Raw genomic sequence first — 26,256 nt, 5'->3', positions numbered from 1 at the left:
GACGATACTGAAGGCCCGGCGCTGCCGGGCCTTACGCTTCATGCACGATCCAGAACAAGACTGCCGCACGACCGATGCCGACCAGCGCGGCCGTGCCAGAGAGGTTATATGACGAACACTATCCTGGAAATGCGCGGGATACGCAAAACATTCCCGGGCGTCGTTGCGCTCGACAATGTCAACCTGCGGGTACGCAGCGGCGAGATCCACGCCATCGTCGGCGAAAACGGCGCCGGCAAATCGACCCTGATGAAAGTGCTGAGCGGCGTCTACGGCCATGGCAGCTATACGGGCGACATCGATTACCTGGGCCAGACGCGGCACTTCCGCGGCATCAAGGACAGCGAAGAAATCGGCATCATCATCATCCACCAGGAACTGGCGTTGGTGCCCCAGCTGTCGATCGCCGAGAATATCTTCCTCGGCAACGAACCGTCCCGCATGGGCGTCATCGACTGGGAATACGCGCAAGCGAAGACGCGCGAACTGCTGCACAAAGTCGGCCTGAAAGAGTCGCCCGACACCCTGATCACCAACCTGGGCGTGGGCAAGCAGCAGCTGATCGAAATCGCCAAGGCGCTGTGCAAGGACGTCAAGCTCTTGATCCTCGACGAGCCGACGGCCAGCCTGAACGAAAGCGACAGCGCGGCCCTGCTCGACCTGCTGCTGGGCCTGAAAGCGCAAGGCATCGCCTCGATCCTGATCTCGCACAAGCTGAATGAAATCTCGCGGGTCGCCGATGCCATCACGGTGCTGCGCGACGGGAACACGGTCGACAGTTTCGACTGCCGCATCGAACCCGTCAGCGAAGACCGCATCATCGAGAAAATGGTCGGGCGCGAGATGGCCGACCGCTATCCGCCGCGCACGCCCACCATCGGCGAGACCATTTTCGAGGTGCGCGACTGGCGCGTCTTCCATCCAGAGCATGCCGACCGCCCCGTCATCAAGGGCATCAACATGCACGCCAAAAAGGGCGAGATCATCGGCATCGCCGGCTTGATGGGCTCCGGCCGCACGGAACTGGCGATGAGCCTCTTCGGGCGCGCCTACGGCCAGCGCATCAGCGGCACGGTGCTCAAGAATGGCCTGGAGATCGACGTCAGCAGCATCGGCAAGGCAATCGACCATGGCCTCGCATATGTCACGGAAGACCGCAAGGGCCTGGGTCTGATCCTTGAGGAAGACATCCAGAAGAACACCAGCCTGGCCAACCTGGATGCAATTTCGAAGCACATGGTGATCGACGAGCAGCGTGAATTCAGCGTGGCAGAGGATTTCCGCCGCAAGCTCAAGACCCGTTGCTCGAGCGTGGCGCAGAAGGTGGTCAACCTGTCCGGAGGCAACCAGCAGAAAGTGGTGCTGGCGAAGTGGCTGTTTTCGCGCCCCGACATCCTGATCCTCGATGAACCGAGCCGCGGCATCGACGTGGGCGCCAAGTACGAGATCTACAGCATCATCAGCGAGCTGGCCGCCGAGGGCAAATGCATCATCATGATTTCCTCGGAAATGCCGGAATTGCTGGGCATGTGCGACCGGATCTATGTCATGAACGAAGGCCGCTTCGCGGCAGAACTGAGCGCAGCAGAAGCATCGCAGGAGCGCATCATGCGCGCGATCGTTACACACGGAGAAAACAATGGACAATAAATTGACAGCGGGCGTGCCAGCAGCGGCAGCAGGAGCGCCAGCGGCCGCGCCGCAAGCGAAAAGCTATGCCGGCTTTTTGAAAAACAATATGCGCGACTACGGCATGCTGCTCTCCCTGATCGTCATCATGGGCTTTTTCCAGTACATGACCGATGGCACCCTGATGCAGCCGCTGAACCTGACGAACCTGGTGCTGCAGAACAGCTACATCATCATCATGGCGCTGGGCATGCTGATGGTCATCGTGGCCGGCCATATCGATTTGTCCGTCGGCTCGGTGGTCGGCTTCGTCGGCGCGCTGGCGGCCGTCCTGATCGTCAACTACCAGATGAACTTTGTCGCGGCCAGCATCCTCTGCCTGATCGCCGGCGCCATCATCGGCGGCGCGCAAGGCTATTTTGTCGCCTTCTTTAAAATCCCGTCCTTCATCGTCACACTGGCCGGCATGCTGGTATTCAAGGGCCTGACCCTGGCGCTGCTGGCAGGCCAGTCGGTCGGCCCTTTCCCGGAAGGCTTCCAGATGCTCAGCTCAGGCTTCCTGCCCGACCCGTTCGGCGGCGACAACCTGCGTGGCCTGTCGCTGCTGCTGGGCGTGATCGCCGCCGCGGCGCTGATCATCACCTCGCTGCGCAGCCGCGCCAAGCAGCTGAAACACGGCATGGAAAACGAGCCGCGCGCCTTCTTCCTGCTGAAAAACGCCATCTTCGCCGCCATGATGGTGTATTTCAGCTATTTGCTGGCGTCGTACCGCGGTTTCCCCAACGTGCTGGCCGTGATGTCGCTGCTCATCGTCGCCTACACCTTCATTGCCAACCGCACCGTGCTGGGCCGCCGCGTGTATGCCGTCGGTGGCAACGAGAAGGCGGCGCGCCTGTCCGGCATCAAGACGGAACGGGTCAGCTTCTACACCTTCGTCAACATGGGCATGCTGGCCGCGCTGGCCGGCCTGATCTTCGCGGCGCGCCTGAACACGGCCACGCCGAAGGCCGGCACGGGATTCGAGCTGGACGTGATCGCCGCCTGCTTCATCGGCGGCGCCTCGGCCTCCGGCGGCGTGGGCAAGGTGATGGGGGCTGTCATCGGCGCCTTCATCATGGGCGTGATGAACAACGGCATGTCCATCATGGGCATCGGTATCGACTACCAGCAGGTGATCAAGGGCCTGGTGCTGCTGGCGGCCGTGTTCATCGACGTGATTAACAAGAACAAGTAGACCGGTTCGAGCCTTAGGGGGCTCTGGCCGGCGTTCGCGCCGGCCTTTTTCATTGATATCCTTATGCGGCGGCTAATCGCGCCGCCCGATCCCCCCACCACGCCGCTTCCTCGAACACGGAAAACCCCGACAGATCGGCATGCGCAAATAAAATCGCGCCGTCGTGCTCGCGCAAGGCTTTGAGCCCCGCATTGCTGCGAAATCCCGGCAAGGGAGCCGCCATGGCGTGGCCGCGCACGGTGATGTCGACGCGCTCGACGCAGCGCGCGAAATCGCGCCCATACGCCGTTTTCAGATCGACGCTGGCCAGCTCCAGCAATTGTTCGGGGCTGGCCACATCTAACCACTTGCGTGCTGCCTGCGGCGTGCGGTCGGACAAGGCGACGTAGGCGCTGAAGACGGTTTTCTCGGGCGGGCGCACGCGGATATCCTGGTGGGTCGAGACGACATAGCCGAGGCCCGGTTCCTGGTACACCACGTTGTCCCAGCACAGGGGCGCATGCGGCAATTCGTCGGGAAAGCGTTTCAGTAAAAAATTCGCCACCAGCCACGGCGCATACGCGGGCGTATCGCGCTTCGCGTCAAAGCCATACTCGGCGATGTTCTTCACCACGCGCGCCGCCACATACAGCGGCATGGCGCAGATGGCCTTGCGCGCCTTGACCAGGTAGGTGCGCGGCTGGCCGTCGACCAGTTCCAGGCACAGCGCCTCCACGCCCTTGTCCGTCGTCTGCATGGAAACTACCGTGCCCGCATGACGTTGGACACCTGAGGCCTGCTCCATGGCCGTGGCGACCGGTTGCATGCCGCCCGGCCAGGTCAGCCAGGCGCCATTGCCCGCATTCGCCGCCTGGCCCCAGCGGCTGCAGTAGTAATGCAGGCCGGCCCAGGCCGAGACCTGGTCGTAACGCGTGCCATAGTCGTCGCGGCAGCAGTAGTTCAAATACCAGCGCAGCGTGGGCGAGGTATAGCCTTCGCGCTCCATCCACTGCTTCAAGGTGATGGAGTCGAGCGCCTGCCAGACAGGGTCTTGCGACGACGCCACGGTAGGGAAAACGAAGACGCGCTTGCCGTCATTGCCATGCGCCTGGCGCAGGTGCCGTACCTGCGCAAAGAAGCGCGCGTGCTGCGCCAGTTCTTCGGCAGAGACGCCTTCGGTGGGAATGAAGCCATCCTGCCACTGGCCGTTGAACAGCAATCGCTCTTCCGGCGCGTGCAGGATATAGCGTTCGTCGTAAGTGGGCTGCTCCGCCTGCGGGTCGCGCTCGATGATGCCCAGGTCGAACAGGATTTCGCGCACATGGGTCGATTCGGGCGAAGGCAGCGGCAGGTAATGGCCACCGGTCGGATAGGCCAGGTCGTCGAACTGCCCGCCGGCCGCGTTGCCATACGGCTGCGGCCCGTCGATCATGAGGAAATCCTTGTGCCCCAGCTTGTTCAGGCGCCAGGCAGCCGTCAGGCCGGCGATGCCGGAGCCGAGGATGGCCACGTCGGTGCTCAAGGTGCGCGATGGCGGCGGCAGCGCCTTGCGGTCGCGAAGGAAATGACCTTCGCTGCGGCCCGGATACAGCACCTTCGGCGTGATTTCCTGCCAGCGCAAATAGGCGGCAATGCTGCCGATGCCGGCGGCGGCTGCCGCGGTGCCACCGGCGGCCCACAGCATGAAGGAGCGGCGCTGCATCAGCGGATCACCCGGTTCCAGTCCTGCTCGAATTCATGCACGAGCGACTGGGTGTTGAGGCGGTTCGGCGCCATCGGCAGCGGCTGCATGTCGGGCGGGAAGATGAACATTTCGCGCGTGGTGTCCGCGTTCAGGTAGCGCATCGGCAGGCGGTATGTCGTCGGCGGCGTGTAATCGAGCTGGGGCGAGGCCAGAATAAAACCCCATTCGCCGAACGAGGGCACATAGGCGTGGTAGGGCCAGGTGCGCATGCCCACTTCGCGCAGGGTCGAATTGATGGTCCAGTAGGCATGCGGGGCAAAGAACGGCGACGTCGACTGCACCACCATCAAGCCCTTGGCCGCCAGGTGCTTTTTCACCAGGTCGTAGAACGGCACGGAATACAGTTTGCCGAGCGCAAAGCTGGACGGATCAGGGAAATCGACGATGGCCGCGTCGAACATGTCGCCGTTGTTGCGCAGCCAGACGGCGGCATCGGCATTGACGACGGTGACGCGCTTGTCCGAGAACGCGCTGTTATTCAATTTTGCCAGTTCCGGGCGCGTGGTAAACGCGGCCGTCATGGCCGGGTCGAGGTCGACCACGGTGACGTGTTCGATGTGGGGATAGCGCAGGATTTCGCGCAGCGCCAGGCCATCGCCACCGCCCAGCACCAGCACGCGGCGCGCCCACGGCAACGCTTCCAGCACGGGGTGCACCAGCGCCTCGTGGTAGCGGTACTCGTCGCGCGAGGAAAACTGCAAATTGCCGTTGATGTACAGCCGCGTATCGTCCTTCCAGCGCGTGATCACCAGGCGCTGGTAGGGCGTGGTGGTGGAATACACGATCTGGTCGCCGAACAGGCCGTGTTCGCCCCACTCCACCATGCGGTCCGACATGGAAAAGCCGGCGATCAGCAGCAGCAGTACGGCGCAGGCGCGCAGGAATTGTCCCGTCATGTTCTTCAGTTCGGCGCGAAACACATAAATGCTCCACAGGCCCACGCCGACATTGAGCATGCCGAAAAGGAAGCCCGTGCGCACCAGGCCCAGGTACGGCGACAGCACCAGCGGGAACAGCAGGGAAACGGCCAGCGCGCCCAGGTAATCGAAGGTCAGCACGCGGCTGACCAGCTCGGAAAATTCCGTCTGGCGCGTGTTCAGGGCGCGCATCACCAGCGGTACTTCCATGCCGACCAGTGCGCCGATCAGGAACACCATCACATACAATAATGTGCGAAAGGGCGCGGCCATCCACGAAAAGGTCATGAACAGGATGGCGGCCGACAGGCCGCCGATCAAGCCCACGGCCAGCTCGATGTCGACGAAGCGCGAGAGCACGTCGTCATCCTTCACATACTTGGAAAAGTGGGCGCCCACACCCATGGCGAACAGGTAGCAGCCGATGATGGTGGAAAACTGCAGGATGGAGTCACCGAGCAGGTAGCTGGACATGGCGCCGGCGATCAGCTCATACGCGAGGCCGCAGGAGGCGACCACGAAGACGGACAAAATCAGAATCTTTTTGTTCATTGGACTTTTTTTTGTTCTAATATGCGTTGACGTTATCAAATGCTCATTGCGAGGAATGCCGTGCCCGACATCCTAAACTATCTGATCCACCTTTTACTGGCCGCCGCGCTGCTGATTGTATTTTTTGTCATCTACACGCGCGTCACGCCGTATAACGAAGTACTGCTGATCCGCCAGGGTAACCAGGCCGCGGCCCTGTCGCTGGGCGGCGCGCTGCTGGGTTTTTCCGCCACCATCGCCTCGTCCCTGATGCACACGGCCGGCTACCAGCAGTTCTTCGCCTGGGCCTTCGGCGCCATGGTGGTGCAATTGCTCGCCTATGTGGTCACCACGCGCCTGCTGCGCATGTCGAAAGACCAGATCGAGTCGAACAACAGCGCCTTCGGCGGCCTGCTGGCCGCCATTTCCCTGTCGATCGGCGCCATCAACGCCGCCTGCATTTCCTGACGTTTTACCTCATTCAAGGACACCATCATGAGCCTCGGCAGCTTTATCAAGAAGCAGTTTATCGACGTACTGCAGTGGAACGAAGAGACGGAAGGCGTGCTGGCGTGGCGCTTCCCCATGCAGGACTTCGAAATCCAGAACGGCGCCATCCTGAACGTGCGCGAATCGCAGGTCGCCGTCTTCGTCAATGAAGGCAAGATCGCCGACGTCTTCGGTCCCGGCACGCACAAGCTGACGACGCAAACATTACCGTTGCTGACCAACCTGAAAAACTGGGACAAGCTGTTCGACTCGCCCTTCAAGTCGGACGTGTATTACTTCAGCACCCGCGTGCAGACAGGCCGCAAGTGGGGCACGCCGCAGCCGATCACCATCCGCGACAAGGATTTCGACATGATCCGCGTGCGCGCCTTTGGCATGTACTCGTACCGCATCGCCGACGCCCGCACCTTCTTCACCGAGATCAGCGGCACGCGCGAAGTGTATACGCGCGACGAGGTGGAAGATCAGTTGCGCGGCATCTTGATGTCGAGCATGGCCAGCTCGCTGGGCGGCGCGAACGTGCCCTTCCTCGACATGGCGGCCAACCAGGCGCTGATGGCGCAAGAGGTCAAGGATGGCCTGGCGCAGGCATTCGCCCGCTATGGCGTGGGCCTCGATGAATTCAACGTGGCCAGCATCAGCCTGCCCGAGGAATTGCAGGCGGCGCTCGACGAGCGCATCTCGGCCGGCATGAAGGGTGGCCTGGGCGCCGACAAGATGAGCGGCTACACGAAATTCCAGGTGGCCAACGCGATCCCCCTGGCGGCGCAGAATGAAGGCGGCATGGCCGGCATCGGCGCCGGTCTCGGCGCCGGGCTGTCGATCGGCCAGGTGATGGCGCAAAGCATGGGTGGCGCCTTGCAGCAGCCCGCTCCGGCACCAGCGCCGGCGGCGCCACCGGCGTCTGCCGAGGAACCGATCGAGGCACGCCTGGAGAAGCTCAAGGGCCTGCTCGACAAGGGCCTCATTTCGCCGGCCGACTACGACGGCGCCAAGGCTGAACTGCTGAAAAAACTGATCGGCTAAGCGCGACTGCATGCAAACTGTTTCCTGTCCCAGCTGCGGCGCGGAAGTCCGCTTCCGCTCGCACGCTTCCGTGCTCGCCGTGTGCGAGTACTGTCACAGCACCATCCTCAAGGACGCCGATTCCGTCAGGGACGTAGGCAAGATGTCGGCCGTCCTGGAAGACTACTCGCCGATCCAGATCGGCACGGCCGGCGTGCACGACGGCGTGCACTTCACCGTCGTCGGCCGCATCCAGCAGCGCTACAGCGCCGGCACGTGGAACGAGTGGTATCTGCTGTTCGACGACGCCAGCACGGCCTGGCTGGGAGACTCGTCCGGCCTGTACACCCTGACGCGCGAGCGCAAGACGCAAGACGCCCTGCCCGTCTTTGGCGAGCTGGCGCCGGGCAAGCGCTACACGATCTGCGGCGAACCGTACACGGCGGCCGAGATCCGCAACGCCGAATGCATCGCCGGCCAGGGTGAACTGCCGTTCAAGGTGGGCGCCGGCTGGCGCATCCAGGTGGCGGACTTGCGCAACTACGCCAGCTTTGTCACGCTCGACTACACGGATGGCCCGCAGCCCGTCGTCTACCAGGGTGTGGCCGTCACCCTGGACGGCTTGCAGTGCCAGCTGCTGCGTGACGACGATGCCATCGCCAAAAGCGCCGGCAAGTACCGCGGCAAGCTCGACGCGCTCGACTGCCCCTCCTGCGGCAGCGGCATCGGGTATGTGCCCGGCGCGGCGGCGCAGCTGGTGTGTCCCGCCTGCCACGCGCAGCTCGATGCGAGCGGCCCGGAAGCGCAGGTGCTGGCCATCGGCAAGCAGGTGCACGACAACGCCGACATCACCTTGGAGCTGGGCGCCAGCGCGAAGATCAGCAATGCCGACTTCACGGTGATCGGCATGATGCGCCGCGCCGACGATGAAGGCAGCGAGTGGAACGAATACCTGCTGTACAACGCGCGCGCCGGCTTCTTCTGGCTGGTGGAGACGGACGATGGCTGGTCGCGCTCGAACGTGCTGCCGAACTGGCCCAACTGGGCGTCATTGGACGCCGATACCTGCACGCTCGATGGCGCCACGTATCGCAAACTGTATGACTACGGCTCGCAGGTGGTGTACGCGGCGGGCGCCTTCAACTGGAAGGTGGCCGTCGGCGACAGCACGCGCGTCTATGAATTCGAGCAGGGACAGACCAAGCTGGCGGCGGAAGTCACCGGTGAGGAAATGACCTGGTCGCGCTCCGTGCCCGTCGCCTATGACCAGATGGCCGCCTGGTTCGGCGCCGCCTTCCATGGCGGCGCCAAGGTACAGAATATCCAGCTCAGCCACCGCGGCATCGCCAAGGTCTTCATCGTCATCGTGCTGGTCTTGAATGCGATCCCCATGTTTGTCTCGTTTTCCAGCACCTTGATGTGGAGCCTGCTGGGCTGCCTGGCGCTGTTCCTGCCCGCCGTTTTTCTCGACAAGAATGCAAAGAATCCCCCATGAGCAAATATGTGATCTATGCCTTGATGGTGACGTTTTCCGTCACGGCCGCCAATTGGGTGCGCATGTTCAAGGTGGCCGGCAGCAGCAGCGGCAGCAGCTGGAGTTCGCGCACGGGCAGCGGCGGCGGCAGCTATGGCGGCGGCTCCAGCGGCGGCAGCCACAAATAGGCATGGCGACCACTGCGCATCTGCCCCTGGGCACCCATCTGCTGGCCGACCTGTCGGGCATCGCGCCGGAACGCCTGCGCGATTGCGCCGCGCTCGAGCGCCTGCTGCGCGATGCTGCCATCACGGCTGGCGCGCAGGTGCTGCACGGCCATTTCCACAGCTTTGGCCCGGGCCAGGGCGTCACGGGCGTGCTGCTGCTGGCCGAGTCGCACATCTCGCTGCATACCTGGCCCGAAGCCGGCTTTGCCGCCGTCGACATCTTCATGTGCGGCGCGGCCCGGCCGCAACTGGCGCTCGACGCCATCAAGGATGCGCTGCAGGCGGCGCACTGCCAGCTGCAATCCGTGCGGCGCGCGCCGCCGGCGTAAGCTCGCTGGTGGATCGCGTGGCGATCGCTTACACTGTCGGCTGATCCTCCAACCGTGACTCCCATGCGCCGTTCCGCCCTCCTTGCCTTGCCCCTGCTGCTGCTGGTTTCCGCCTGCGATGACTACACGGCGCCCAGCCTGTACCAGGCCACCACGCCCGAGTGCAAGACGTGGACGGAGGGCTCGCGTTTCGAACTGCCGCGCGGTATCAGCATCTACGCCACGCCGCCCGTCACGCTGAAGGAAGGCGGCACCGAGCTGGCGCTGATTTTTACTCTTCCCATCGGCACGCAAGCCAGTTTTACGCGCCTGTCCTTCCTGCTGGAAGAACCGAAAAAGCCGCCCTTCGCCGAAGCGAAGGTGCTGACCATTTACCAGCGCGGCATGAACCAGAAAGCGGAAATCGTCGACGTCATCGAGCAGCTGCCCATCATGTTTGCCGCCGTCGGCTCTAGCGCCGAAACCCAGTGGCGCTTGCGCCTGCAGCTGCCGCGCCAGCTGCCGCAGCGCTTTGATTTATCCATGCCCGACATGCTCGTCGCCGGCAAGCGCTACCCGGTACGCACGTTTACGTACCGCTATTTCCCCGAGCGCCAGGCTTACGGCATGTGCAGCTGAGCCACACCGTCCATTGACGGCGGCGCGTACCGCTGGCACACTGGCGTTTTCCCTCACACCTCAGGAGTAGACAACATGCGCCATTCGGATACTGCCGTGCTGTCGGCTGCCTGATCACTGTTTTTCCCGCTAAGCCCCTTAGCCCGCACTTCCCCATACGCGTGATCGCGTAGCCGACGTTCCCCTTCTTTCGTGCCAGTCATCGCGACTGGCGGTGCCTGCACGCGCAGGCTTCACGTCCGCACGCGGACGACAGAATTTGGAATCACGCTACCATGATCGCATTCGATTTTGCGCAACTACGCCTTATCGGGCTGCAGCAGGCCATCGCCAGCGCAGCCATTCAACTTGACATCTCTTCTCCCGCCACCCAGCTGCTACGCGTGAGCGCCGTGCACCGTGACAGCATCGGCGTGCACGACGGCAGCCTGGAACACCCGGCGCAGATCCTGCCGCGCCTGCTGAACCAGCTGCAGGCGCAGGACACCATCCTTGCTGTGGGCGACTGGGTCGCCGCCGAACCCGATGCTCACGGCACGCTGTGGATAAGAGAGCGCTTATCCCCAGTCACGCAGATCGCCCGGCGCGGCAATGACGGCCGGCGCCAGGTACTCGCCAGCAATGTCGATACGGCCCTGCTGGTGATGGGACTGGACGGGGACTTCAACCCGCGCCGCCTGGAGCGCTATCTGGCCATCGTGCTGGCGGCGCAAGTGATGCCCCTGGTGGTGCTGAGCAAGGCGGACGTGGCCGACGACGTGGCCGGCAAACTGGCGCAGCTGAAACAGCGCCTGCCGCCCCACGTGCCGCTGTTTGCCGTCGATACGCGCCACGCGTATGACGTGGCCATCCTGGCACCCTGGCTGGGTGCCGGCCAGACCCTGGTGCTGCTCGGTTCATCGGGCGCCGGCAAGTCCAGCCTGACCAATACCCTGTGCACGGTGGAGCAGGCGACCAATGGCGTGCGCCATGGCGATGGACGCGGCCGGCATACGACGACAGCGCGCTCGCTGCACCTGTGCGCCAGCGGCGCCTGCATCATCGATACGCCGGGCTTGCGCAGCTGGCGCGCCGACGCCGATGCGGACACCCTGGCCGCCACGTTTGACGATATCGCGGCGCTGGCGGCGACGTGCCAGTTCCGCGATTGCCAGCATGCCAGCGAACCCGGTTGCGCCGTGCGCGGCGCCATCGATGCGGACCGCCTGCGCAATTATCACAAGCTGCTGCGCGACGCCCGCCGCATCGACGAGACGCCGCTCGAGCGCATAGCCGCGCGCGCCAAGTGGAAGACGATCTTGAAGGCGGGGCTGGAAAGGGGAAAAGACAAGCGCCGCTAGTTTTTGCTGAAGTGAGTTTTGCTGAAAAAAAAGGCAGCCCGCAGGCTGCCTTTCTTGTTGCTGCTTGCAAGCGAATTAATGCTTGCGCAGCTTCTGGATCGCTGCCAGCTGCGCAATCGCGCTGGCCAGCTCGGCTTGCGCTTGCGCGTAGTCGATGCCCGAATCCTTGTTGTGGATATTTTCTTCCGCCAACTTCTTCGCTTCCAGCGCTTTCGCTTCGTCGAGGTCGTGACCGCGGATCGCGGTATCGGCCAGGACGGTCACGGTATCCGGTTGCACTTCCAGCAGGCCGCCGGCAACGAAGACGAACTCTTCTTCAGCCTGGCCGACTACCTTGATGCGGACCGCGCCCGGACGGATGCGGGTAATCAAAGGCGTGTGGCGTGGGTAGATACCCAGCTCGCCCTGTTCACCCGGCAACGCGACGAATTCTGCTTCGCCTGAAAAAATCAGTTCTTCAGCGGAAACCACGTCAACGTGAATTGTGTGTGCCATGTGTGTCCTATCGGGTTGAAGAACCCCGCCTTGTAAGGGGCGGGGTTAGGCCCAGACTTAACTTAGTTAAGTTTCTTGGCTTTTTCGATTGCTTCTTCGATCGTGCCGACCATGTAGAACGCTTGTTCCGGCAGGTGATCGAGTTCGCCCGAAGCGATCATTTTGAAGCCCTTGATCGTGTCTTTGAGCGAAACGTATTTACCAGGCGCGCCGGTAAAGACTTCAGCGACGTGGAAAGGCTGCGACAGGAAACGCTGCATCTTGCGTGCACGGGCGACCAGCAGTTTGTCTTCCGGTGCCAGCTCGTCCATACCCAGAATCGCGATAATGTCGCGCAATTCCTTGTAGCGTTGCAGGGTCGTTTGCACGGCACGCGCGGTGTCATAGTGCTCTTGACCAACGATCAACGGATCGAGCTGACGCGAGGTCGAATCGAGTGGGTCCACGGCTGGGTAGATACCCAGGGAAGCGATGTCACGCGACAGCGCAACGGTCGAATCCAAGTGAGCAAACGTGGTAGCAGGCGACGGATCGGTGTAATCATCGGCTGGAACGTAGACGGCCTGGATCGAGGTGATCGAACCGGTCTTGGTCGACGTGATACGCTCTTGCAGACGGCCCATTTCTTCAGCCAGGGTCGGTTGGTAACCCACAGCCGACGGCATACGGCCCAGCAGTGCCGAGACTTCGGTACCAGCCAGCGTGAAGCGGTAGATGTTGTCGACGAAGAACAGAACGTCTTTGCCTTCATCACGGAACGATTCAGCGATCGTCAGGCCAGTCAGCGCGACGCGCAGACGGTTACCTGGCGGTTCATTCATCTGACCGTAGACCATCGCGACTTTGGAGTTCTCTGGGTTTTCCAGATCGACCACTTTCGCGTCAGCCATCTCGTGGTAGAAGTCGTTACCTTCACGCGTACGCTCACCCACACCGGCGAACACGGACACGCCGCTGTGCGCCTTGGCGATGTTGTTAATCAATTCCATCATGTTGACGGTCTTGCCTACGCCAGCGCCGCCGAACAGACCAACTTTACCGCCTTTTGCAAACGGGCAAACCAGGTCGATCACCTTGATGCCGGTTTCCAGCAGTTCTTGCGATGGCGACAGTTCGTCGTATGCAGGAGCGGTGCGGTGGATCGACGCGACTTGCTCGTGCGACACTGGGCCGCATTCGTCGATCGGGTTACCCAGCACGTCCATGATGCGACCCAGGGTTGCTTTACCGACTGGCACCATGATAGGTTTGCCGGTGTTCTGGATCATCATGCCGCGACGCAAGCCATCGGACGAGCCGAGTGCAATGGTACGGACAATGCCGTCGCCCAACTGCTGTTGTACTTCCAGGGTCAGTTCCGAGCCTGCCATCTTCAAGGCATCAAATACCTTAGGCATCGCGTTGCGGGGAAACTCAACGTCCACCACAGCGCCGATACACTGAACGATTTTGCCATCAGCCATGTTCGTTCCTTCAATATAGTTAAATTCGTTTAAACCGCAGCCGCACCGGCGACGATTTCGGAGAGTTCTTTGGTAATCGCAGCTTGGCGGGTCTTGTTGTAGATCAGCTTCAATTCGCCGATCACACTACCCGCGTTGTCGCTTGCAGCTTTCATCGCGACCATCCGTGCCGATTGCTCGGACGCCAGATTCTCCGCGACTGCCTGGTACACCAGCGCTTCTACATAGCGCTCCAGCAATTCGTCGATCACGCTTTGCGCATCCGGCTCGTAGATGTAATCCCACGTGTGGGCGCTCTTGTCGGCGACCATCTTGTCGGCCGTCAGGGGCAGCAATTGCTCCACGACTGGTTCCTGCTTCATCGTGTTGATGAATTTGGTGTAGCACAGGTACACTGCATCGATCTTGCCTGCCTGGAACTCTTCGAGCATGACCTTGACAGGTCCGATCAGTTTGTCCAGGTGGGGCGTATCACCGGTTTGAATGGCGTGCGCAATGATCTTGACGCCGATGCGATTCAAAAAACCCAAACCCTTGTTACCGATGGCAACTGCTTCAATCCGGTTGCCAGCTGCTTCCAGCTCGCGCGACTTCGACGTCACCTGGCGCAGGATGTTGGTGTTCATGCCGCCGCACAGACCCTTGTCGGTCGTGACAACGATGAAACCCACTGCCTTCGCTTGCGTACCCTGGGCAACTGCCAGGAACGGGTGCGTGTATTCCGGATTGGCGGTCGCCAGATTGGCGGCGATATTCCGAATCTTGTCACTGTAGGGACGGGCGGCCCGCATCCGGTCTTGCGCCTTGCGCATTTTGGACGCGGCGACCATTTCCATCGCCTTGGTGATCTTCTTCGTATTCTCTACGCTCTTGATCTTGCCTCGTATCTCTTTGCTTGATGCCATGAGTCCTTACTCCTTCTGCGCGTAGGGCGGCGCCTCACTCGAGGCGGGCGCCGCCTGGCCGCTTAATATGCGCCGGATTTCTTGAAATCAGCAATGGCCGCCGACAGAGTTGCTTCGCTGTCTTTGTCGAGTTGCTTGGTTTCTTCGATCTTGGCCAGCAGAGCAGCTTGCTTGGTCTTCATGTAAGCGTGGACACCAGCTTCGAACGACAGCACTTGCTTGACTGGCACGTCGTCCATGAAGCCTTTGTTCACCGAGAACAGCGATACGGCCATCAGCGAGATCGACAGTGGCGAGTACTGGGCTTGCTTGAGCAATTCCGTCACGCGGGCACCACGGTCCAGCTGCTTGCGGGTCGATTCATCCAGGTCGGACGCGAACTGCGCAAACGCAGCCAGTTCACGGTACTGCGCCAAGTCGGTACGGATACCGCCGGACAGGTTTTTGATGACCTTGGTCTGGGCGGCGCCACCGACGCGCGATACGGAAATACCGGCGTTAATGGCAGGACGGATACCGGCGTTGAACAGCGAGGTTTCCAGGAAGATCTGACCGTCGGTAATCGAAATCACGTTGGTTGGAACGAATGCGGACACGTCGCCAGCTTGCGTTTCAATGATCGGCAGTGCCGTCAGGGAACCGGTCTTGCCTTTGACGGCGCCGTCGGTGAACTTCTCGACGTAGTCGGCGTTCACGCGTGCTGCGCGTTCCAGCAGGCGGCTGTGCAGGTAGAACACGTCGCCTGGGTACGCTTCGCGACCTGGTGGACGGCGCAGCAGCAGCGAGATTTGACGGTATGCAACAGCTTGTTTGGACAGATCGTCGTAGACGATCAGTGCATCTTCACCGCGGTCACGGAAGTATTCGCCCATGGCGCAACCGGAGTACGGCGAAATGTATTGCATGGCGGCCGATTCCGAAGCGGAAGCGGCGACAACGATGGTGTATTCCATCGCGCCGTGCTGTTCCAGCGAGCGCACGATGTTCTTGATCGACGAGGCTTTTTGGCCAATCGCGACGTAGATACATTTCATGCCCTGGCCTTTTTGATTGATGATCGCATCAATCGCCACAGCCGACTTGCCGGTTTGACGGTCGCCGATGATCAGTTCGCGCTGGCCGCGGCCAACTGGAACCATCGCATCGATCGACTTCAGGCCGGTTTGCATTGGTTGCGAAACGGACTCACGGGCGATCACGCCCGGAGCGATTTTTTCAATCGCGGCCGTCAGTTTGGTTTCGATGGCGCCTTTGCCGTCGATCGGCTGACCCAGCGCGTTGACCACGCGGCCGAGCAGCTCAGGACCGACTGGCACTTCCAGAATGCGGCCGGTGCATTTCACCGTGTCGCCTTCGGAGATGTGCTCGTAGGCACCCAGAATCACGGAACCGACGGAGTCGCGTTCCAGATTCATTGCCAGGCCAAACGTGTTACCTGGGAATTCCAGCATCTCGCCTTGCATCACGTCCGACAAACCGTGGATGCGGCAGATACCGTCGGCGACGGAAATAACCGTGCCTTGATTACGCACTTCAGCGCCGCCGTCAAGACCTTGGATCCGGCTCTTGATCAACTCGCTGATTTCAGATGGGTTGAGTTGCATACTAACTCCTAAAAGTGTTTCTCTCAGCTTGCGCGAGGGGTAAGGGTCTGTCTTAGCTGGCCTGCCGAAGCGCGTGTCTTACGACACCAGTGCAGCGTGCAGTTGCTGCAGCTTGGCGCGCACCGAGGTATCGAGCACTTGGTCGCCAACGACCACGCGCACGCCGCCGAGCAGCGATGGATCCACTGTGACGGCAGGGTTGAGCTTACGACTGAATTTCTTTTCCAGCGTTGCGACCAGCTCGGCCGTTTGGCCTTCGCTCAGATCGAAAGCGCTCGTGATCTCGGCGTCAGCCGCACCTTCCAGACCGTTTTTCAAGGTATGGAATTGCGCGCCGATTTCCGGCAGCAGGCTGATGCGGCCATTTTCGATCAACAACGTGACGAAGTTTTTCACTTCCTCATTGAGCGGCGATTTCAACAACGACAGGATGGTGGCGGCGACGTCGCTTTCCGAAACTTTCGGATTGCGCGCGTACGCCTGTACCTCGGGGTGGCTACCGATCTGTGCCAGTTCGGACACCAGCTCGGACCACGCCGCGAGGTTGCTTGACTCCTTACCAGCTTGGGCTACGCGGAACAAAGCTTCCGCGTAGGGACGGGCGACGGTTGCGAGTTCTGCCATGATTACAGCTCGACAGCAAGACGCTGCAACATTTCGGCGTGAGCCGTAGCGTTGACTTCACGCTTCAAGATCTGCTCGGCACCCTTGACAGCCAGGTCAGCCACCTGAGCGCGCAATTGTTCGCGTGCTTTCGACAGTTGCTGTTCGGCGTCCGACTGGGCTTGCGCAATGATACGCGCAGCTTCAGCTTGTGCATTTTGCTTGATCTCTTCAGCAACCAGCTGCGCGCGCTTTTCAGCGTCCGCAACGCGTTGCGACGCTTCTTCACGTGCACTGTTCAATGCCTCTTGCGCACGCTTTTCAGCGACAGCCATCGAAGCCTGACCTTGATCGGCCGCAGCCAATCCATCCGCGATTCGTTTGGCACGCTCATCCAGCGCTGTGTTCAGCGCTGGAAATACGAACTTCATCGAGAACCAGACCAACACCGCGAAGGTGATCATCTGGCCGATGAGCGACATATTGATGTCCATACCTTTGCTCCTAACTAAAAGTTTCTCCTAGGGTTGGAGCGAATTACTGAGCAACAGCGGTCAGAGCCGACAGGAACGGGTTAGCGAACGTGTACAGCAGAGCGATACCAACGCCGATCATCGAGATAGCATCCAGCAGACCAGCGATAACGAACAGTTTGGTTTGCAGTTGTGGCATCAGTTCTGGTTGACGTGCCGAAGCTTCCAGGAATTTGCCACCCAGAATAGCGAAGCCCAGAGCGGTGCCGATTGCGGCCAGGCCGATGATGATTGCTGCTGCCAGAACGGTCATGCTTTGTACTTGTGCGATCAGAGCTTGCATAAAATTCTCCTAAATTTAAAAACGAAAGATACTAAAAAAAACAAAATATAAAGTTGCTGATTAATGTTTCTCAACCGCAAGGCTCAGATACACAACCGTCAACGCCATAAACACAAAAGCTTGCAAAGTTACAATCAAGATATGGAAAATTGCCCATGGACCACCCAACGCCCACTGTGCCCACCAAGGCAACAACGCGATCAAGATGAAAATCAGCTCGCCGGCATACATATTGCCGAACAGTCGCAGCGACAGGGAGATCAGTTTTGCAACCAACTCAACCATTTGCAGCAAGAAATTAACTGGTGCCAACAAGATCGTGCCGATGATGCCACTTGCATGGAAAGGCGCGGTAAACAATTCCTTGATCCAGCCGCCCAGGCCCTTGGCCTTGACGGAAAACGCGATAATGCACAGAACTACCGAGAACGACATCGCAAAAGTATGGTTCACGTCGGCGGTCGGCACCACGCGCAGCTTGTGCACGCCAAACCAGCTCAACACTTTCGGCAGCAGGTCAACCGGCAGGAAGTCCATTGCGTTCAACAACCAGACCCACACGAAAATCGTGATCGCCAGTGGCGCAATGATCTTGCTTTTTGCGTGGAAGGCCCCATTAATAGTCTCATTGACCATTTCCATGATCATTTCGACGAAGTTTTGCAGTTTGCCAGGAACACCGGCCGTCGCGCGGCGCGAAGCCATGTAGAAAACGGCAAGGAAAACAAAGCCCATGATGGCAGACACCCAGAATGTGTCCAGGTTGAAGGCGCCATCGGCGCTTTTCAAGTGGGCCAAATGGTGGCTGATGTATTCTGTGGCGTTGGCCGGGGCAGCATGGCCCGCTTCAATAGCGTGTTCTGTGGTCATAATGAATTTAGATTTGTCGTTTCAGAGCACAACAGGCCCTAAAACCAATGATTAAACAGCGAGCAATGAAAACCAGTATGCTAAGGTTGCCACCGCGAAACCCAAGATCAGCCATAACCAGGCGGCCGACTGAAACAACACCAGTGCCAATATAAACAGCACCGCTGTAATAAATATTTTCACCATTTCCGCACGCAAGTGCGCGCGAAAAGCCTTTTTGGCGTCGCTAGTAGCGCGAACGACCAGCAAGGCATACGCCAGACTGCCGGCGACGGCGATCGCACCGCCGCATGCGGCGGACCAGCCTCTGACACTACCACCGAAAAACAGGGTGGCCGTGGCAAAGCTGATCACGATTGCTAGCTGCAAGGCAACTACTTTGTAGACTGGCTTGGCAATACTTTGTTGTGAATCACTCAATTGCCAAGTTCCCAAAAAAATCTACACACGCAAAGACACGGGATTATAGTTGGCTTTGATCTATAGAGTCAAACGTTGCTGCACCGCAGCAGGGCAATTGCTGCGTGAAACTGACGCTTTACCGACTATTCGCCGCCATTTGCACCACTATATGGCAAAGGCGCTTGTCTGGCCGCTTCCAGCCGTGTTATCAAGGAATCACGTGGTGCATCTGGAACGCATGGCCGGATCGTCCACACCCGCATGGTCCCGGCCTTGGCAGCTTGCTATTTAACCACGCAAGCGGGTCAACAAACCATCGAGTACGTCAAGATCGGCAAAATCGATCACCAATTGGCCACGGCCTTTGTTGCCCATCTTGAACACCACGGGCGTGGCCAGCGCATCGGACAGCTCTTCTTCCAGGCGCGCAATGTCGCCGGACTTTTCCTTCTGCCGCGATTCGACCGGGTTGGCCGCTTCCTCGACCGTGCGGGTGACGAGCTTTTCCGTTTCGCGCACGGACAGGCGTTTGGCCACGACCTGATTCGCCAGGGTGATCTGGCTGGCCGCATCGACGGCCAGCAAGGCGCGCGCATGGCCCATGTCGATATCGCCGGCCATCAGCATGGTCTGCACGGGAGCGGCCAGATTCATCAGGCGCAACAGGTTCGACACGGCGCTACGCGAGCGTCCCAGCGCAGTGGCCGCTTGCTCATGCGTAAAACTGAAGTCGGCGATCAGACGGTGTATGCCTTGCGCTTCCTCCAGAGGATTCAAGTCTTCGCGCTGGATGTTCTCGATCAGCGCCATGGCGGCCGCGGCCAGGTCGTCCACGTCGCGCACCAGCACCGGCACTTCCGTCAGGCCGGCCAGTTGCGAGGCGCGGAAACGGCGTTCGCCGGCAATGATTTCATATTTGATAAGTCCGCTCAAGGTGTCCTGGCCAATCGGGCGCACCAGAATCGGCTGCATCAGCCCCTGCGCCTTGATCGAGGCGGCCAGTTCATTCAGGGCGCCCTCGTCCATGCGCGTGCGCGGCTGGTATTTGCCGGCTTGCATTTGCGACACGGGCAAGTTCGACGGTTGATGCGTGTCCGGACTGGCGAAGTCGCCGCCGCCGCCCAACAGGGCGTCGAGTCCGCGACCCAGTCCTTTTAATTTTTTCGTAGCCATGCTGTCCTAATCGTGTTTTCAGAGTAAGCGCTTACATCATATTGTGCAGACGCTCGCCCCTTGTTTACATATGTTTGATGCGTTCGACCATCTCGGCGCCGAAGGCGATGTATGCCTGGGCGCCTTTCGAGCTGGGATCGAAGGTGACGCCGGGCAAGCCGTACGATGGCGCTTCGGCCAGACGCACATTGCGCGGGATGATGGTGTTGAACACCTTGTCGCCGAAGTGCTGTTCCAGCTGGGCCGACACTTGTTGCGATAATGTCATGCGCGGATCGAACATCACGCGCAACAGGCCAATGATCTTCAGATCCGGGTTCAGGTTCGCGTGCACCTTCTTGATGGTGTTGACCAGGTCGGACAATCCTTCCAGGGCGTAATACTCGCACTGCATCGGGATGATCACCCCATGCGCGGCGCACAGGCCGTTCAGGGTCAGCATCGATAGTGCCGGTGGGCAATCTACGAGGATGAAGTCGTATTCGCCGTCCACTTCGGCCAGCGCATCTTTCAGGCGGCGTTCGCGGTTGTCGAGTTCGACCATCTCCACTTCGGCGCCGGCCAGCTCGCGGTTCGACGGCAAGACATCGAAGCGCCCCGCTTCCGAACGCTGGCGTGCCGTCTTGACATCGGACTCGCCCAGCATGACTTCATAGGTCGACGCCTTCAGGCCGGCCTTGTTGATGCCGGCCCCCATGGTCGCGTTGCCCTGCGGGTCGAGGTCGACCAGCAGCACGCGCTGGTTCAACTTGGCCAGACCGGCGGAGAGGTTGACGCTTGTTGTGGTTTTACCAACACCACCCTTTTGATTTGCTACACAAAAAATTTTGGCCATGTATCTTCTAGTTGTAAAGAGATGCAAACTTCATCGTGCGCCCCGGCATCCGGCCGAAACGATTTATACTATTTATTTCATTTATACGATATAAATCGTTTATATGATTTATACCGTATAAACTGTTTATATGATTTATACCATTTAATTCTGCAGCTTTTAAATTCTTGCTATAAAGACCAGATGACGCTCCGCATCTAGCCCTGGCACCTGGATAGATCGCAATTCCGTCACTTTCCAGTCTGCCGGCAGTCTCTCTCTCTCGTCTGGCGGCGCCACCCCTTTCAAGGCGATGAATTGCCCGCCCTCTGCCAGCACGTGGTTCGACCAGTTGACGAAGTCGGACAGGTCGGCGAAGGCGCGCGAGGTGATCACGTCGAATTTTTGCGGCACTTCCAGCTGTTCCACCCGCTTCGTGTACACGGTGACGTTGGCCAGGCCCAGTTCGGCCTTCACTTGCGTCAGGAATGCCGTCTTTTTATGCACGGTATCGATCATTGAGACCTTCACATCGGGCCGCGCGATGGCCAATACCATGCCCGGCAAGCCGCCGCCGGCGCCCACGTCGAGCACGTTTTTGGCATGCGCGAAGGCCGGCACGGCGGCCAGCGAATCGAGCACGTGCAGGGTCAGCATCTGCAGGGGATCGCGCACCGACGTCAGGTTGTACACGCTGTTCCATTTGGCCAGCATGGCCAGGTAATCGAGCAGTTTTTCCGTCTGATCCGCGCTCAGGTCGAGCCCCAGCGCGGCGATGCCTTCATTCAAAATGGGGGCCAATGCGGCCCGGTCAAACTGCTTCATTCAACAACCTCGTCCTTTAAAGTAGTGGTCTGCACGGCGCCAAAGCCGCGCTTTTTCAGATGCACGAGCAGCAGCGAAATCGCCGCCGGCGTCACGCCGGAAATGCGCGAGGCCTGGCCCAGGGTTTCCGGGCGCTGCTTGTCGAGTTTTTGCCGCACTTCGACCGACAGCGCGCCGATATCGAGGTAATTGAAACCCTCTGGCAAAGCCAGGTTTTCATAGTGTTCGTGGCGCTCGATTTCCTTGCTCTGGCGCTCGATGTAGCCCGCATATTTGAGCTGGATTTCCACCTGCTCGCGCACGGCCGCATCTTCCACGCCGGGGCCGGCCAGGGCCTGCCCTTCCATGCCCGTCATGCTCATCAGGGTGTCGTAGGCCACGTTCGGACGGCGCAGCAAGTCCGCCAGCGAATACTCGCGTTCGATGGCCTGGCCGACGATGCGTTCCGATTCGGCGGCCGCCAGGATGCGCGGATTGACCCACGTGGAACGCAGGCGCTCGAGCTCGCGCGCCACCGCTTCGCGCTTCGTTTCAAACGTCTGCCACTGGGCGTCGCCCACGCAGCCCAGCGCGCGGCCGATTTCCGTCAGACGCATGTCGGCATTGTCTTCGCGCAGGCTCAAGCGGTACTCGGCGCGGCTGGTAAACATGCGGTATGGTTCCTGCACGCCTTGGGTAATCAGGTCGTCGATCAGCACGCCCAGATAGGCCTCGGAGCGGCCCGGTACCCAGGCGTCCTTGTCCTGCGTCAGCAAGGCCGCATTCAGGCCCGCCAGCATGCCTTGCGCGGCCGCTTCCTCGTAGCCGGTGGTGCCGTTGATCTGGCCGGCGAAGAACAGGCCCGCGACAGCCTTCGTTTCCAGCGAGGCCTTCAAGCCGCGCGGGTCGAAATAATCGTATTCGATGGCGTAGCCGGGGCGCAGGATGTGCGCGTTTTCCATGCCCTTCATCGACTGCACCAGGGCGATCTGCACGTCGAATGGCAGGCTGGTGGAGATGCCGTTCGGATAGAACTCATGCGTCGTCAAGCCTTCCGGCTCGAGGAAGATCTGGTGCGATTCCTTGCCCGAGAACCGGTGGATCTTGTCTTCGATCGAGGGACAGTAACGGGGGCCCACGCCCTCGATGACGCCCGTGTACATGGGGCTGCGGTCGAGGCCGGCGCGGATGATGTCGTGCGTCTGGCTATTCGTGTGCGTGATCCAGCACGGCACCTGGCGCGGGTGCATGGCCGTGTTGCCCATCACGGAAAACACGGGCACGGGATCGAGGTCGCCCGGCTGTTCCTGCATCACGGAAAAGTCGATCGTGCGGCCATCGATGCGCGGCGGCGTGCCCGTCTTCAAGCGCCCCTGCGGCAGTTTCAATTCTTTTAGACGCGCGGACAGCGAGATGGCGGGCGGGTCGCCGGCGCGGCCGGCCGAGTAGTTATTCAAGCCCACATGGATCTTGCCGTCGAGGAAAGTGCCAGCCGTCAAGACCACGGCGCGCGCGAGAAACTTCAGGCCGATCTGCGTCACGGCGCCAACGACCCGGTCGCCCTCGACGATCAGATCGTCGACGGCTTGCTGGAACAGCCACAGGTTGGTCTGGTTTTCCAGGCGCGTGCGGATGGCGGCTTTATAGAGAATGCGGTCGGCCTGGGCGCGCGTGGCGCGCACTGCCGGGCCTTTCGAGGAGTTCAGGATGCGGAACTGGATGCCGGACTCGTCGGTGGCAATCGCCATCGCGCCGCCCATGGCATCGACTTCCTTGACCAGGTGACCCTTGCCGATACCGCCGATGGAAGGGTTGCACGACATCTGGCCCAGTGTCTCAATATTATGCGTGAGCAATAGCGTCTTCTGCCCCATACGGGCGGAAGCGAGGGCCGCCTCGGTACCGGCGTGACCACCACCGACAACGATGACGTCGAATTCTGTAGGAAATAACATGATAAATAGGTAACAGTGCAAGTAAAAATGCGGGAAGAGAGCTCCGATTATAGAGTCTTTTTGCGAACGCAACCTTCCACCGGCCAATTTTTGCTTAATTTTTACTCAGCATGGGCAAGCAAGCGGTGATTTCTGTTCCACGTGGAACACGCAGCGGGGCCAGGAGGAGGGCTGCGGTCGCGTGAAATGTTTGCTACAATTGTCGCGTCGTCTGCATCATCGTGGTCACGCCAGTGGCCATAGTGACGATCATCCAGGAGGACGGCCTCCCCCATCATGGGCACACACCGGGACGGCCCGCTCTGTATAAGGAGCCGCCATGGCCTGGATACTTTTACTGATTGCCGGCATGTTGGAAGTCGTGTGGGCATACTCGATGAAACTCTCCGAGGGTTTCAGCAAACTCACTCCCTCCGTGATGACCATCGCCATGATGATCGCCAGCTTCGGCTTGCTGTCGCTTGCCATGCGTACCCTGCCACTCGGCACGGCGTACACGATCTGGACCGGCATCGGTGCCGTTGGCGCCTTCATCGTCGGCGTCGTCTTTCTGGGCGAGCAGCTCAATGCCATGCGTGTGGGCGCCGCCATTCTCATCGTGTGCGGCATCGTGTTGATGAAACTGTCGTCCAGCCACTGAGAGGAATCCCCATGTTCCTCGAGCATTATTTTCCCGTCCTGCGGTACATTCTGATCGGCATCTTCTTCATCCTGTGCGATATCGAGGTGGTCTGCACCTCCTGTTCCACGTGAAACAGGCGCGGGGCGGGAAAGCGGAGTAAGCTTGGCTTCTGTCCTCACTGTCAGGAGTCTGCATGTCCGCCTTCCAGTTCCGCACCGTGCCGCATCTGATCGTTGAAGCGGGTGCCGCCGCCCAGCTGGGTGCGTACATCGCCCGTCACTTCCCCACCGTGCGCCGCGCCCTGCTCGTCACCGACGCAGGCTTTTTGCGCACAGGCCTGGCCGATGCCCCCCTGCACAGCATGCAGGCGGCGGGCATCGAGGTTCATGTCTTTTCCGACGTGCAAGCCGATCCGCCCGAAGCCATCATCATGGCCGGCGTGGCCCAGGCACAGATGTTTCACGTGGAACTGATTATCGGCCTCGGTGGTGGCAGCTCGCTGGACGTGGCCAAGCTGATCGCCGTACTGGCACCGGGCCACCAGGAACTGGCCCAACTGTATGGCATCGGCAATGTCCATGGCCAGCGCCTACCCCTGGTGCAATTGCCGACCACGGCGGGCACGGGCTCGGAAGTGACGCACATCGCCATCGTCACCACGGGCGCCACCAGCAAAATGGGCGTGGTCGCGCCGCAACTGTATGCGGACCTGGCCATCCTCGACGCCAGCCTGACCCTGGGCTTGCCACCCGCCGTGACGGCCGCCACCGGCATCGACGCCATGGTGCATGCGATCGAAGCGTACACCAGCCGCCTGCTGAAAAATCCCCTGTCCGACATGCTGGCCACCCAGGCGTTGTCACTGCTCTCCAGCAACCTGGTCACCGCCTGCCGCGATGGCAGCAATTTGCCGGCGCGCCAATCCATGCTGCTGGGCGCCATGCTGGCCGGCCGGGCGTTTGCGAATGCCCCCGTGGCCGCCGTGCATGCGCTCGCCTATCCCATCGGTGGACTGTTCCACGTGCCACACGGCTTGTCGAATGCGCTGGTGCTGCCGCACGTGCTGCGCTTTAATCTGTCCCACGCTGCGCCCCTGTACGCACAGCTGGCGGCCGTCTTGCAGCCCGGTATCACGGGCAGCGAGGAAGCCCGGGCCGTGGCCCTGATCGACGCCATGCAGGAACTGGCCCGCGCCACCGGCATTGCGCGCACCCTGCGCGAGGTAGGTATCGCCGCCAGCGACCTGGACCGGCTGGCCGATGAAGCCATGCTGCAGACGCGCTTGCTGGGCAACAATCCCCGGCCCGTCACGCGCGGCGATGCGCGCGCCATCTATGCCGCCGCAATGTGAGCCAGCAGACGGAGTCTGCCAACCCGCCCTCCTACACTACCATCATGACACCTCCCGATATCGCGATTCATCCTGACAGCACCTGCTTTCCACATGGTGCCTGTGCCGGTTGCCACGACAGCGCGCCGCTGCCGTTCGCCTTCGAGTATGCCTATCAGCCCATCGTCGACCTCGCCACGCGCAGCATCTATGCGCACGAAGCGCTGGTGCGCGGCCCCACCGGCGAAAGCGCGGCCAGCGTGCTGGCGCAAGTCAATGACCACAACCGCTACCGCTTCGACCAGGCTTGCCGCGTCAAGGCCGTGGCGGGCGCGGCCAGGCTGGGCATGCAGGGCTTTCTGTCGATCAACTTCCTGCCCAACGCCGTCTACCGTCCTGAAGTGTGCATCCGCAGCACCCTGGAAGCGGCCAGGCTGCATCATTTCCCTACCGACAAAATCATCTTTGAAGTAACGGAAGGCGAACGGGTGCAAGACCGTCCCCACCTGGTCGAGATTTTCCGCGCCTACCGCCGCTACGGTTTCCAGACAGCCATCGATGATTTCGGTGCCGGCTATGCGGGCTTGAACTTGCTGGCCGAATACCAACCCGACATCATCAAGATCGACATGGACCTGGTACGCGGGATCGATATGCAAGCGCCGCGCCAGGCGATCGTGCGGGCCATCGCCAGCCTGTGCCGTGAGCTCGGTATCCGCGTGCTGGCCGAAGGCATCGAGACACGCGCCGAACGCGACTTCCTGGCCAGCTGCGGCATTTCCCTGATGCAGGGCTACTGGTTTTCCAAACCGGTCTTCCAGGGATTGGGCCACATCGCCGATACGGCCTGGGAATAAAAACGG

General features: G+C 60.7%; 27 protein-coding genes. 12 read left to right on the top strand and 15 right to left on the bottom strand.

Annotated elements, in window-relative coordinates; translation table 11 throughout:
* The first annotated feature begins 108 nt into the window (after positions 1-108).
* A complete protein-coding gene (gene mmsA, locus AC54AF_RS19135; RefSeq protein WP_496637791.1) occupies positions 109-1,650 on the top strand; it encodes a multiple monosaccharide ABC transporter ATP-binding protein in 1,542 nt (513 codons plus the stop codon).
* On the top strand, positions 1,640-2,863 hold the full coding sequence (gene mmsB, locus AC54AF_RS19130; protein WP_496637790.1) for a multiple monosaccharide ABC transporter permease: 1,224 nt from the start codon (positions 1,640-1,642) through the stop codon (positions 2,861-2,863). Before mmsA ends, mmsB begins: the two co-directional genes overlap by 11 nt.
* Positions 2,864-2,924: 61 nt before the next feature.
* Here mmsB and AC54AF_RS19125 read toward each other — a convergent pair whose 3' ends face one another.
* Positions 2,925-4,544 carry an NAD(P)-binding protein gene (locus AC54AF_RS19125; RefSeq protein ID WP_496637789.1) on the bottom strand — a complete coding sequence of 540 codons (1,620 nt, stop codon included), beginning with the start codon at positions 4,542-4,544 and terminating at the stop codon, positions 2,925-2,927.
* Positions 4,544-6,055 (bottom strand): polyamine aminopropyltransferase, encoded by a 1,512-nt coding sequence (locus AC54AF_RS19120; protein ID WP_496637788.1) that lies wholly within the window; start codon positions 6,053-6,055, stop codon positions 4,544-4,546. The genes AC54AF_RS19125 and AC54AF_RS19120 overlap by 1 nt, the downstream gene beginning before the upstream one ends.
* A gap of 60 nt (positions 6,056-6,115) precedes the next feature.
* Between AC54AF_RS19120 and AC54AF_RS19115 the strand changes: the two genes are divergently transcribed.
* From AC54AF_RS19115 to rsgA, 7 genes are all read left to right on the top strand, one after another.
* Positions 6,116-6,502: a DUF350 domain-containing protein gene (locus AC54AF_RS19115; protein ID WP_131686868.1), complete on the top strand. Its 387-nt coding sequence runs from the start codon at positions 6,116-6,118 to the stop codon at positions 6,500-6,502.
* A 27-nt stretch (positions 6,503-6,529) separates the two neighbouring features.
* Positions 6,530-7,570, top strand: coding sequence for an SPFH domain-containing protein (locus AC54AF_RS19110; RefSeq protein ID WP_496637787.1), 1,041 nt, complete (start codon positions 6,530-6,532; stop codon positions 7,568-7,570).
* A 10-nt stretch (positions 7,571-7,580) separates the two neighbouring features.
* Positions 7,581-9,044, top strand: coding sequence for a DUF4178 domain-containing protein (locus AC54AF_RS19105; RefSeq protein WP_496637786.1), 1,464 nt, complete (start codon positions 7,581-7,583; stop codon positions 9,042-9,044).
* Positions 9,041-9,211 (top strand): hypothetical protein, encoded by a 171-nt coding sequence (locus tag AC54AF_RS19100; RefSeq protein ID WP_157814714.1) that lies wholly within the window; start codon positions 9,041-9,043, stop codon positions 9,209-9,211. The genes AC54AF_RS19105 and AC54AF_RS19100 overlap by 4 nt, the downstream gene beginning before the upstream one ends.
* Before the next feature lie 2 nt (positions 9,212-9,213).
* Positions 9,214-9,579: an adenosylmethionine decarboxylase gene (gene speD / locus AC54AF_RS19095; RefSeq protein ID WP_496637785.1), complete on the top strand. Its 366-nt coding sequence runs from the start codon at positions 9,214-9,216 to the stop codon at positions 9,577-9,579.
* A gap of 63 nt (positions 9,580-9,642) precedes the next feature.
* Complete coding sequence (locus tag AC54AF_RS19090) at positions 9,643-10,197, top strand: hypothetical protein (protein WP_496637784.1); 555 nt, start codon at positions 9,643-9,645, stop codon at positions 10,195-10,197.
* Between the two features lie 275 nt (positions 10,198-10,472).
* Positions 10,473-11,537 (top strand): ribosome small subunit-dependent GTPase A, encoded by a 1,065-nt coding sequence (gene rsgA, locus AC54AF_RS19085; protein ID WP_496637783.1) that lies wholly within the window; start codon positions 10,473-10,475, stop codon positions 11,535-11,537.
* Between the two features lie 75 nt (positions 11,538-11,612).
* Here the strand turns inward: rsgA and AC54AF_RS19080 are convergent, their stop codons facing one another.
* The 13 genes from AC54AF_RS19080 to mnmG form a co-directional block, all read right to left on the bottom strand.
* Positions 11,613-12,032 (bottom strand): F0F1 ATP synthase subunit epsilon, encoded by a 420-nt coding sequence (locus AC54AF_RS19080; RefSeq protein WP_065307860.1) that lies wholly within the window; start codon positions 12,030-12,032, stop codon positions 11,613-11,615.
* 62 nt (positions 12,033-12,094) lie between these two features.
* Positions 12,095-13,495 carry a F0F1 ATP synthase subunit beta gene (gene atpD, locus AC54AF_RS19075; RefSeq protein WP_010393778.1) on the bottom strand — a complete coding sequence of 467 codons (1,401 nt, stop codon included), beginning with the start codon at positions 13,493-13,495 and terminating at the stop codon, positions 12,095-12,097.
* A gap of 29 nt (positions 13,496-13,524) precedes the next feature.
* On the bottom strand, positions 13,525-14,400 hold the full coding sequence (gene atpG, locus AC54AF_RS19070) for a F0F1 ATP synthase subunit gamma (protein ID WP_102122747.1): 876 nt from the start codon (positions 14,398-14,400) through the stop codon (positions 13,525-13,527).
* 62 nt (positions 14,401-14,462) lie between these two features.
* Positions 14,463-16,004, bottom strand: coding sequence for a F0F1 ATP synthase subunit alpha (gene atpA / locus AC54AF_RS19065; RefSeq protein WP_034752701.1), 1,542 nt, complete (start codon positions 16,002-16,004; stop codon positions 14,463-14,465).
* 78 nt (positions 16,005-16,082) lie between these two features.
* Positions 16,083-16,628: a F0F1 ATP synthase subunit delta gene (locus AC54AF_RS19060; RefSeq protein WP_010393786.1), complete on the bottom strand. Its 546-nt coding sequence runs from the start codon at positions 16,626-16,628 to the stop codon at positions 16,083-16,085.
* Between the two features lie 2 nt (positions 16,629-16,630).
* Positions 16,631-17,101, bottom strand: a complete 471-nt coding sequence (locus tag AC54AF_RS19055) for a F0F1 ATP synthase subunit B (protein ID WP_099761157.1) — start codon at positions 17,099-17,101, stop codon at positions 16,631-16,633.
* A gap of 43 nt (positions 17,102-17,144) precedes the next feature.
* Positions 17,145-17,423, bottom strand: coding sequence for a F0F1 ATP synthase subunit C (gene atpE / locus AC54AF_RS19050; protein ID WP_071080009.1), 279 nt, complete (start codon positions 17,421-17,423; stop codon positions 17,145-17,147).
* Between the two features lie 60 nt (positions 17,424-17,483).
* The gene (atpB, locus tag AC54AF_RS19045) at positions 17,484-18,293 is read right to left on the bottom strand and encodes a F0F1 ATP synthase subunit A (protein ID WP_131686873.1); all 810 of its coding nucleotides are present in this window, start codon (positions 18,291-18,293) and stop codon (positions 17,484-17,486) included.
* Positions 18,294-18,344: 51 nt separating this feature from the next.
* The gene (locus AC54AF_RS19040; RefSeq protein ID WP_496637782.1) at positions 18,345-18,713 is read right to left on the bottom strand and encodes an ATP synthase subunit I; all 369 of its coding nucleotides are present in this window, start codon (positions 18,711-18,713) and stop codon (positions 18,345-18,347) included.
* Positions 18,714-18,983: 270 nt separating this feature from the next.
* Positions 18,984-19,868: a ParB/RepB/Spo0J family partition protein gene (locus AC54AF_RS19035; protein ID WP_496637781.1), complete on the bottom strand. Its 885-nt coding sequence runs from the start codon at positions 19,866-19,868 to the stop codon at positions 18,984-18,986.
* A 64-nt stretch (positions 19,869-19,932) separates the two neighbouring features.
* The gene (locus AC54AF_RS19030) at positions 19,933-20,703 is read right to left on the bottom strand and encodes a ParA family protein (protein ID WP_034752687.1); all 771 of its coding nucleotides are present in this window, start codon (positions 20,701-20,703) and stop codon (positions 19,933-19,935) included.
* 159 nt (positions 20,704-20,862) lie between these two features.
* A complete protein-coding gene (gene rsmG, locus AC54AF_RS19025; RefSeq protein WP_496637780.1) occupies positions 20,863-21,507 on the bottom strand; it encodes a 16S rRNA (guanine(527)-N(7))-methyltransferase RsmG in 645 nt (214 codons plus the stop codon).
* Positions 21,504-23,441 (bottom strand): tRNA uridine-5-carboxymethylaminomethyl(34) synthesis enzyme MnmG, encoded by a 1,938-nt coding sequence (mnmG, locus tag AC54AF_RS19020; RefSeq protein ID WP_496637779.1) that lies wholly within the window; start codon positions 23,439-23,441, stop codon positions 21,504-21,506. The genes rsmG and mnmG overlap by 4 nt, the downstream gene beginning before the upstream one ends.
* A 319-nt stretch (positions 23,442-23,760) precedes the next feature.
* Between mnmG and AC54AF_RS19015 the strand changes: the two genes are divergently transcribed.
* The 3 genes from AC54AF_RS19015 to AC54AF_RS19005 all read left to right on the top strand — a co-directional run bounded on the left by AC54AF_RS19015 (position 23,761) and on the right by AC54AF_RS19005 (position 26,250).
* Positions 23,761-24,081 carry a DMT family transporter gene (locus AC54AF_RS19015; protein ID WP_496637778.1) on the top strand — a complete coding sequence of 107 codons (321 nt, stop codon included), beginning with the start codon at positions 23,761-23,763 and terminating at the stop codon, positions 24,079-24,081.
* A 175-nt stretch (positions 24,082-24,256) separates the two neighbouring features.
* Entirely contained in the window at positions 24,257-25,414 is a 1,158-nt protein-coding gene (locus AC54AF_RS19010) for an iron-containing alcohol dehydrogenase (RefSeq protein ID WP_496637777.1), read from the top strand.
* Positions 25,415-25,458: 44 nt separating this feature from the next.
* A complete protein-coding gene (locus AC54AF_RS19005) occupies positions 25,459-26,250 on the top strand; it encodes an EAL domain-containing protein (RefSeq protein ID WP_496637776.1) in 792 nt (263 codons plus the stop codon).
* Positions 26,251-26,256 lie beyond the last annotated feature (6 nt).

Source organism: Janthinobacterium sp. JF4, from assembly GCF_059617925.1.
The sequence above is the reverse complement of the archived record's forward strand: the minus strand, read 5'-3'. Positions and strand labels throughout refer to the sequence as shown.

Excerpts from the sequence above, each read along its gene's own strand:
- AC54AF_RS19125 (WP_496637789.1), bottom strand. The coding sequence starts at position 4,544 with ATGCAGCGCCGCTCCTTCATGCTGTGGGCCGCCGGTGGCACCGCGGCA.
- atpG (WP_102122747.1), bottom strand. The coding sequence starts at position 14,400 with ATGGCATCAAGCAAAGAGATACGAGGCAAGATCAAGAGCGTAGAGAAT.
- atpE (WP_071080009.1), bottom strand. The coding sequence starts at position 17,423 with ATGCAAGCTCTGATCGCACAAGTACAAAGCATGACCGTTCTGGCAGCA.
- atpD (WP_010393778.1), bottom strand. The coding sequence starts at position 13,495 with ATGGCTGATGGCAAAATCGTTCAGTGTATCGGCGCTGTGGTGGACGTT.
- mmsA (WP_496637791.1), top strand. The coding sequence starts at position 109 with ATGACGAACACTATCCTGGAAATGCGCGGGATACGCAAAACATTCCCG.
- AC54AF_RS19110 (WP_496637787.1), top strand. The coding sequence starts at position 6,530 with ATGAGCCTCGGCAGCTTTATCAAGAAGCAGTTTATCGACGTACTGCAG.
- AC54AF_RS19055 (WP_099761157.1), bottom strand. The coding sequence starts at position 17,101 with ATGGACATCAATATGTCGCTCATCGGCCAGATGATCACCTTCGCGGTG.
- atpB (WP_131686873.1), bottom strand. The coding sequence starts at position 18,293 with ATGACCACAGAACACGCTATTGAAGCGGGCCATGCTGCCCCGGCCAAC.
- mnmG (WP_496637779.1), bottom strand. The coding sequence starts at position 23,441 with ATGTTATTTCCTACAGAATTCGACGTCATCGTTGTCGGTGGTGGTCAC.
- mmsB (WP_496637790.1), top strand. The coding sequence starts at position 1,640 with ATGGACAATAAATTGACAGCGGGCGTGCCAGCAGCGGCAGCAGGAGCG.
- AC54AF_RS19080 (WP_065307860.1), bottom strand. The coding sequence starts at position 12,032 with ATGGCACACACAATTCACGTTGACGTGGTTTCCGCTGAAGAACTGATT.
- AC54AF_RS19035 (WP_496637781.1), bottom strand. The coding sequence starts at position 19,868 with ATGGCTACGAAAAAATTAAAAGGACTGGGTCGCGGACTCGACGCCCTG.
- AC54AF_RS19010 (WP_496637777.1), top strand. The coding sequence starts at position 24,257 with ATGTCCGCCTTCCAGTTCCGCACCGTGCCGCATCTGATCGTTGAAGCG.
- AC54AF_RS19060 (WP_010393786.1), bottom strand. The coding sequence starts at position 16,628 with ATGGCAGAACTCGCAACCGTCGCCCGTCCCTACGCGGAAGCTTTGTTC.
- AC54AF_RS19100 (WP_157814714.1), top strand. The coding sequence starts at position 9,041 with ATGAGCAAATATGTGATCTATGCCTTGATGGTGACGTTTTCCGTCACG.
- rsgA (WP_496637783.1), top strand. The coding sequence starts at position 10,473 with ATGATCGCATTCGATTTTGCGCAACTACGCCTTATCGGGCTGCAGCAG.
- atpA (WP_034752701.1), bottom strand. The coding sequence starts at position 16,004 with ATGCAACTCAACCCATCTGAAATCAGCGAGTTGATCAAGAGCCGGATC.
- speD (WP_496637785.1), top strand. The coding sequence starts at position 9,214 with ATGGCGACCACTGCGCATCTGCCCCTGGGCACCCATCTGCTGGCCGAC.
- AC54AF_RS19090 (WP_496637784.1), top strand. The coding sequence starts at position 9,643 with ATGCGCCGTTCCGCCCTCCTTGCCTTGCCCCTGCTGCTGCTGGTTTCC.
- AC54AF_RS19005 (WP_496637776.1), top strand. The coding sequence starts at position 25,459 with ATGACACCTCCCGATATCGCGATTCATCCTGACAGCACCTGCTTTCCA.
- AC54AF_RS19105 (WP_496637786.1), top strand. The coding sequence starts at position 7,581 with ATGCAAACTGTTTCCTGTCCCAGCTGCGGCGCGGAAGTCCGCTTCCGC.
- AC54AF_RS19120 (WP_496637788.1), bottom strand. The coding sequence starts at position 6,055 with ATGAACAAAAAGATTCTGATTTTGTCCGTCTTCGTGGTCGCCTCCTGC.
- AC54AF_RS19030 (WP_034752687.1), bottom strand. The coding sequence starts at position 20,703 with ATGGCCAAAATTTTTTGTGTAGCAAATCAAAAGGGTGGTGTTGGTAAA.
- AC54AF_RS19015 (WP_496637778.1), top strand. The coding sequence starts at position 23,761 with ATGGCCTGGATACTTTTACTGATTGCCGGCATGTTGGAAGTCGTGTGG.
- rsmG (WP_496637780.1), bottom strand. The coding sequence starts at position 21,507 with ATGAAGCAGTTTGACCGGGCCGCATTGGCCCCCATTTTGAATGAAGGC.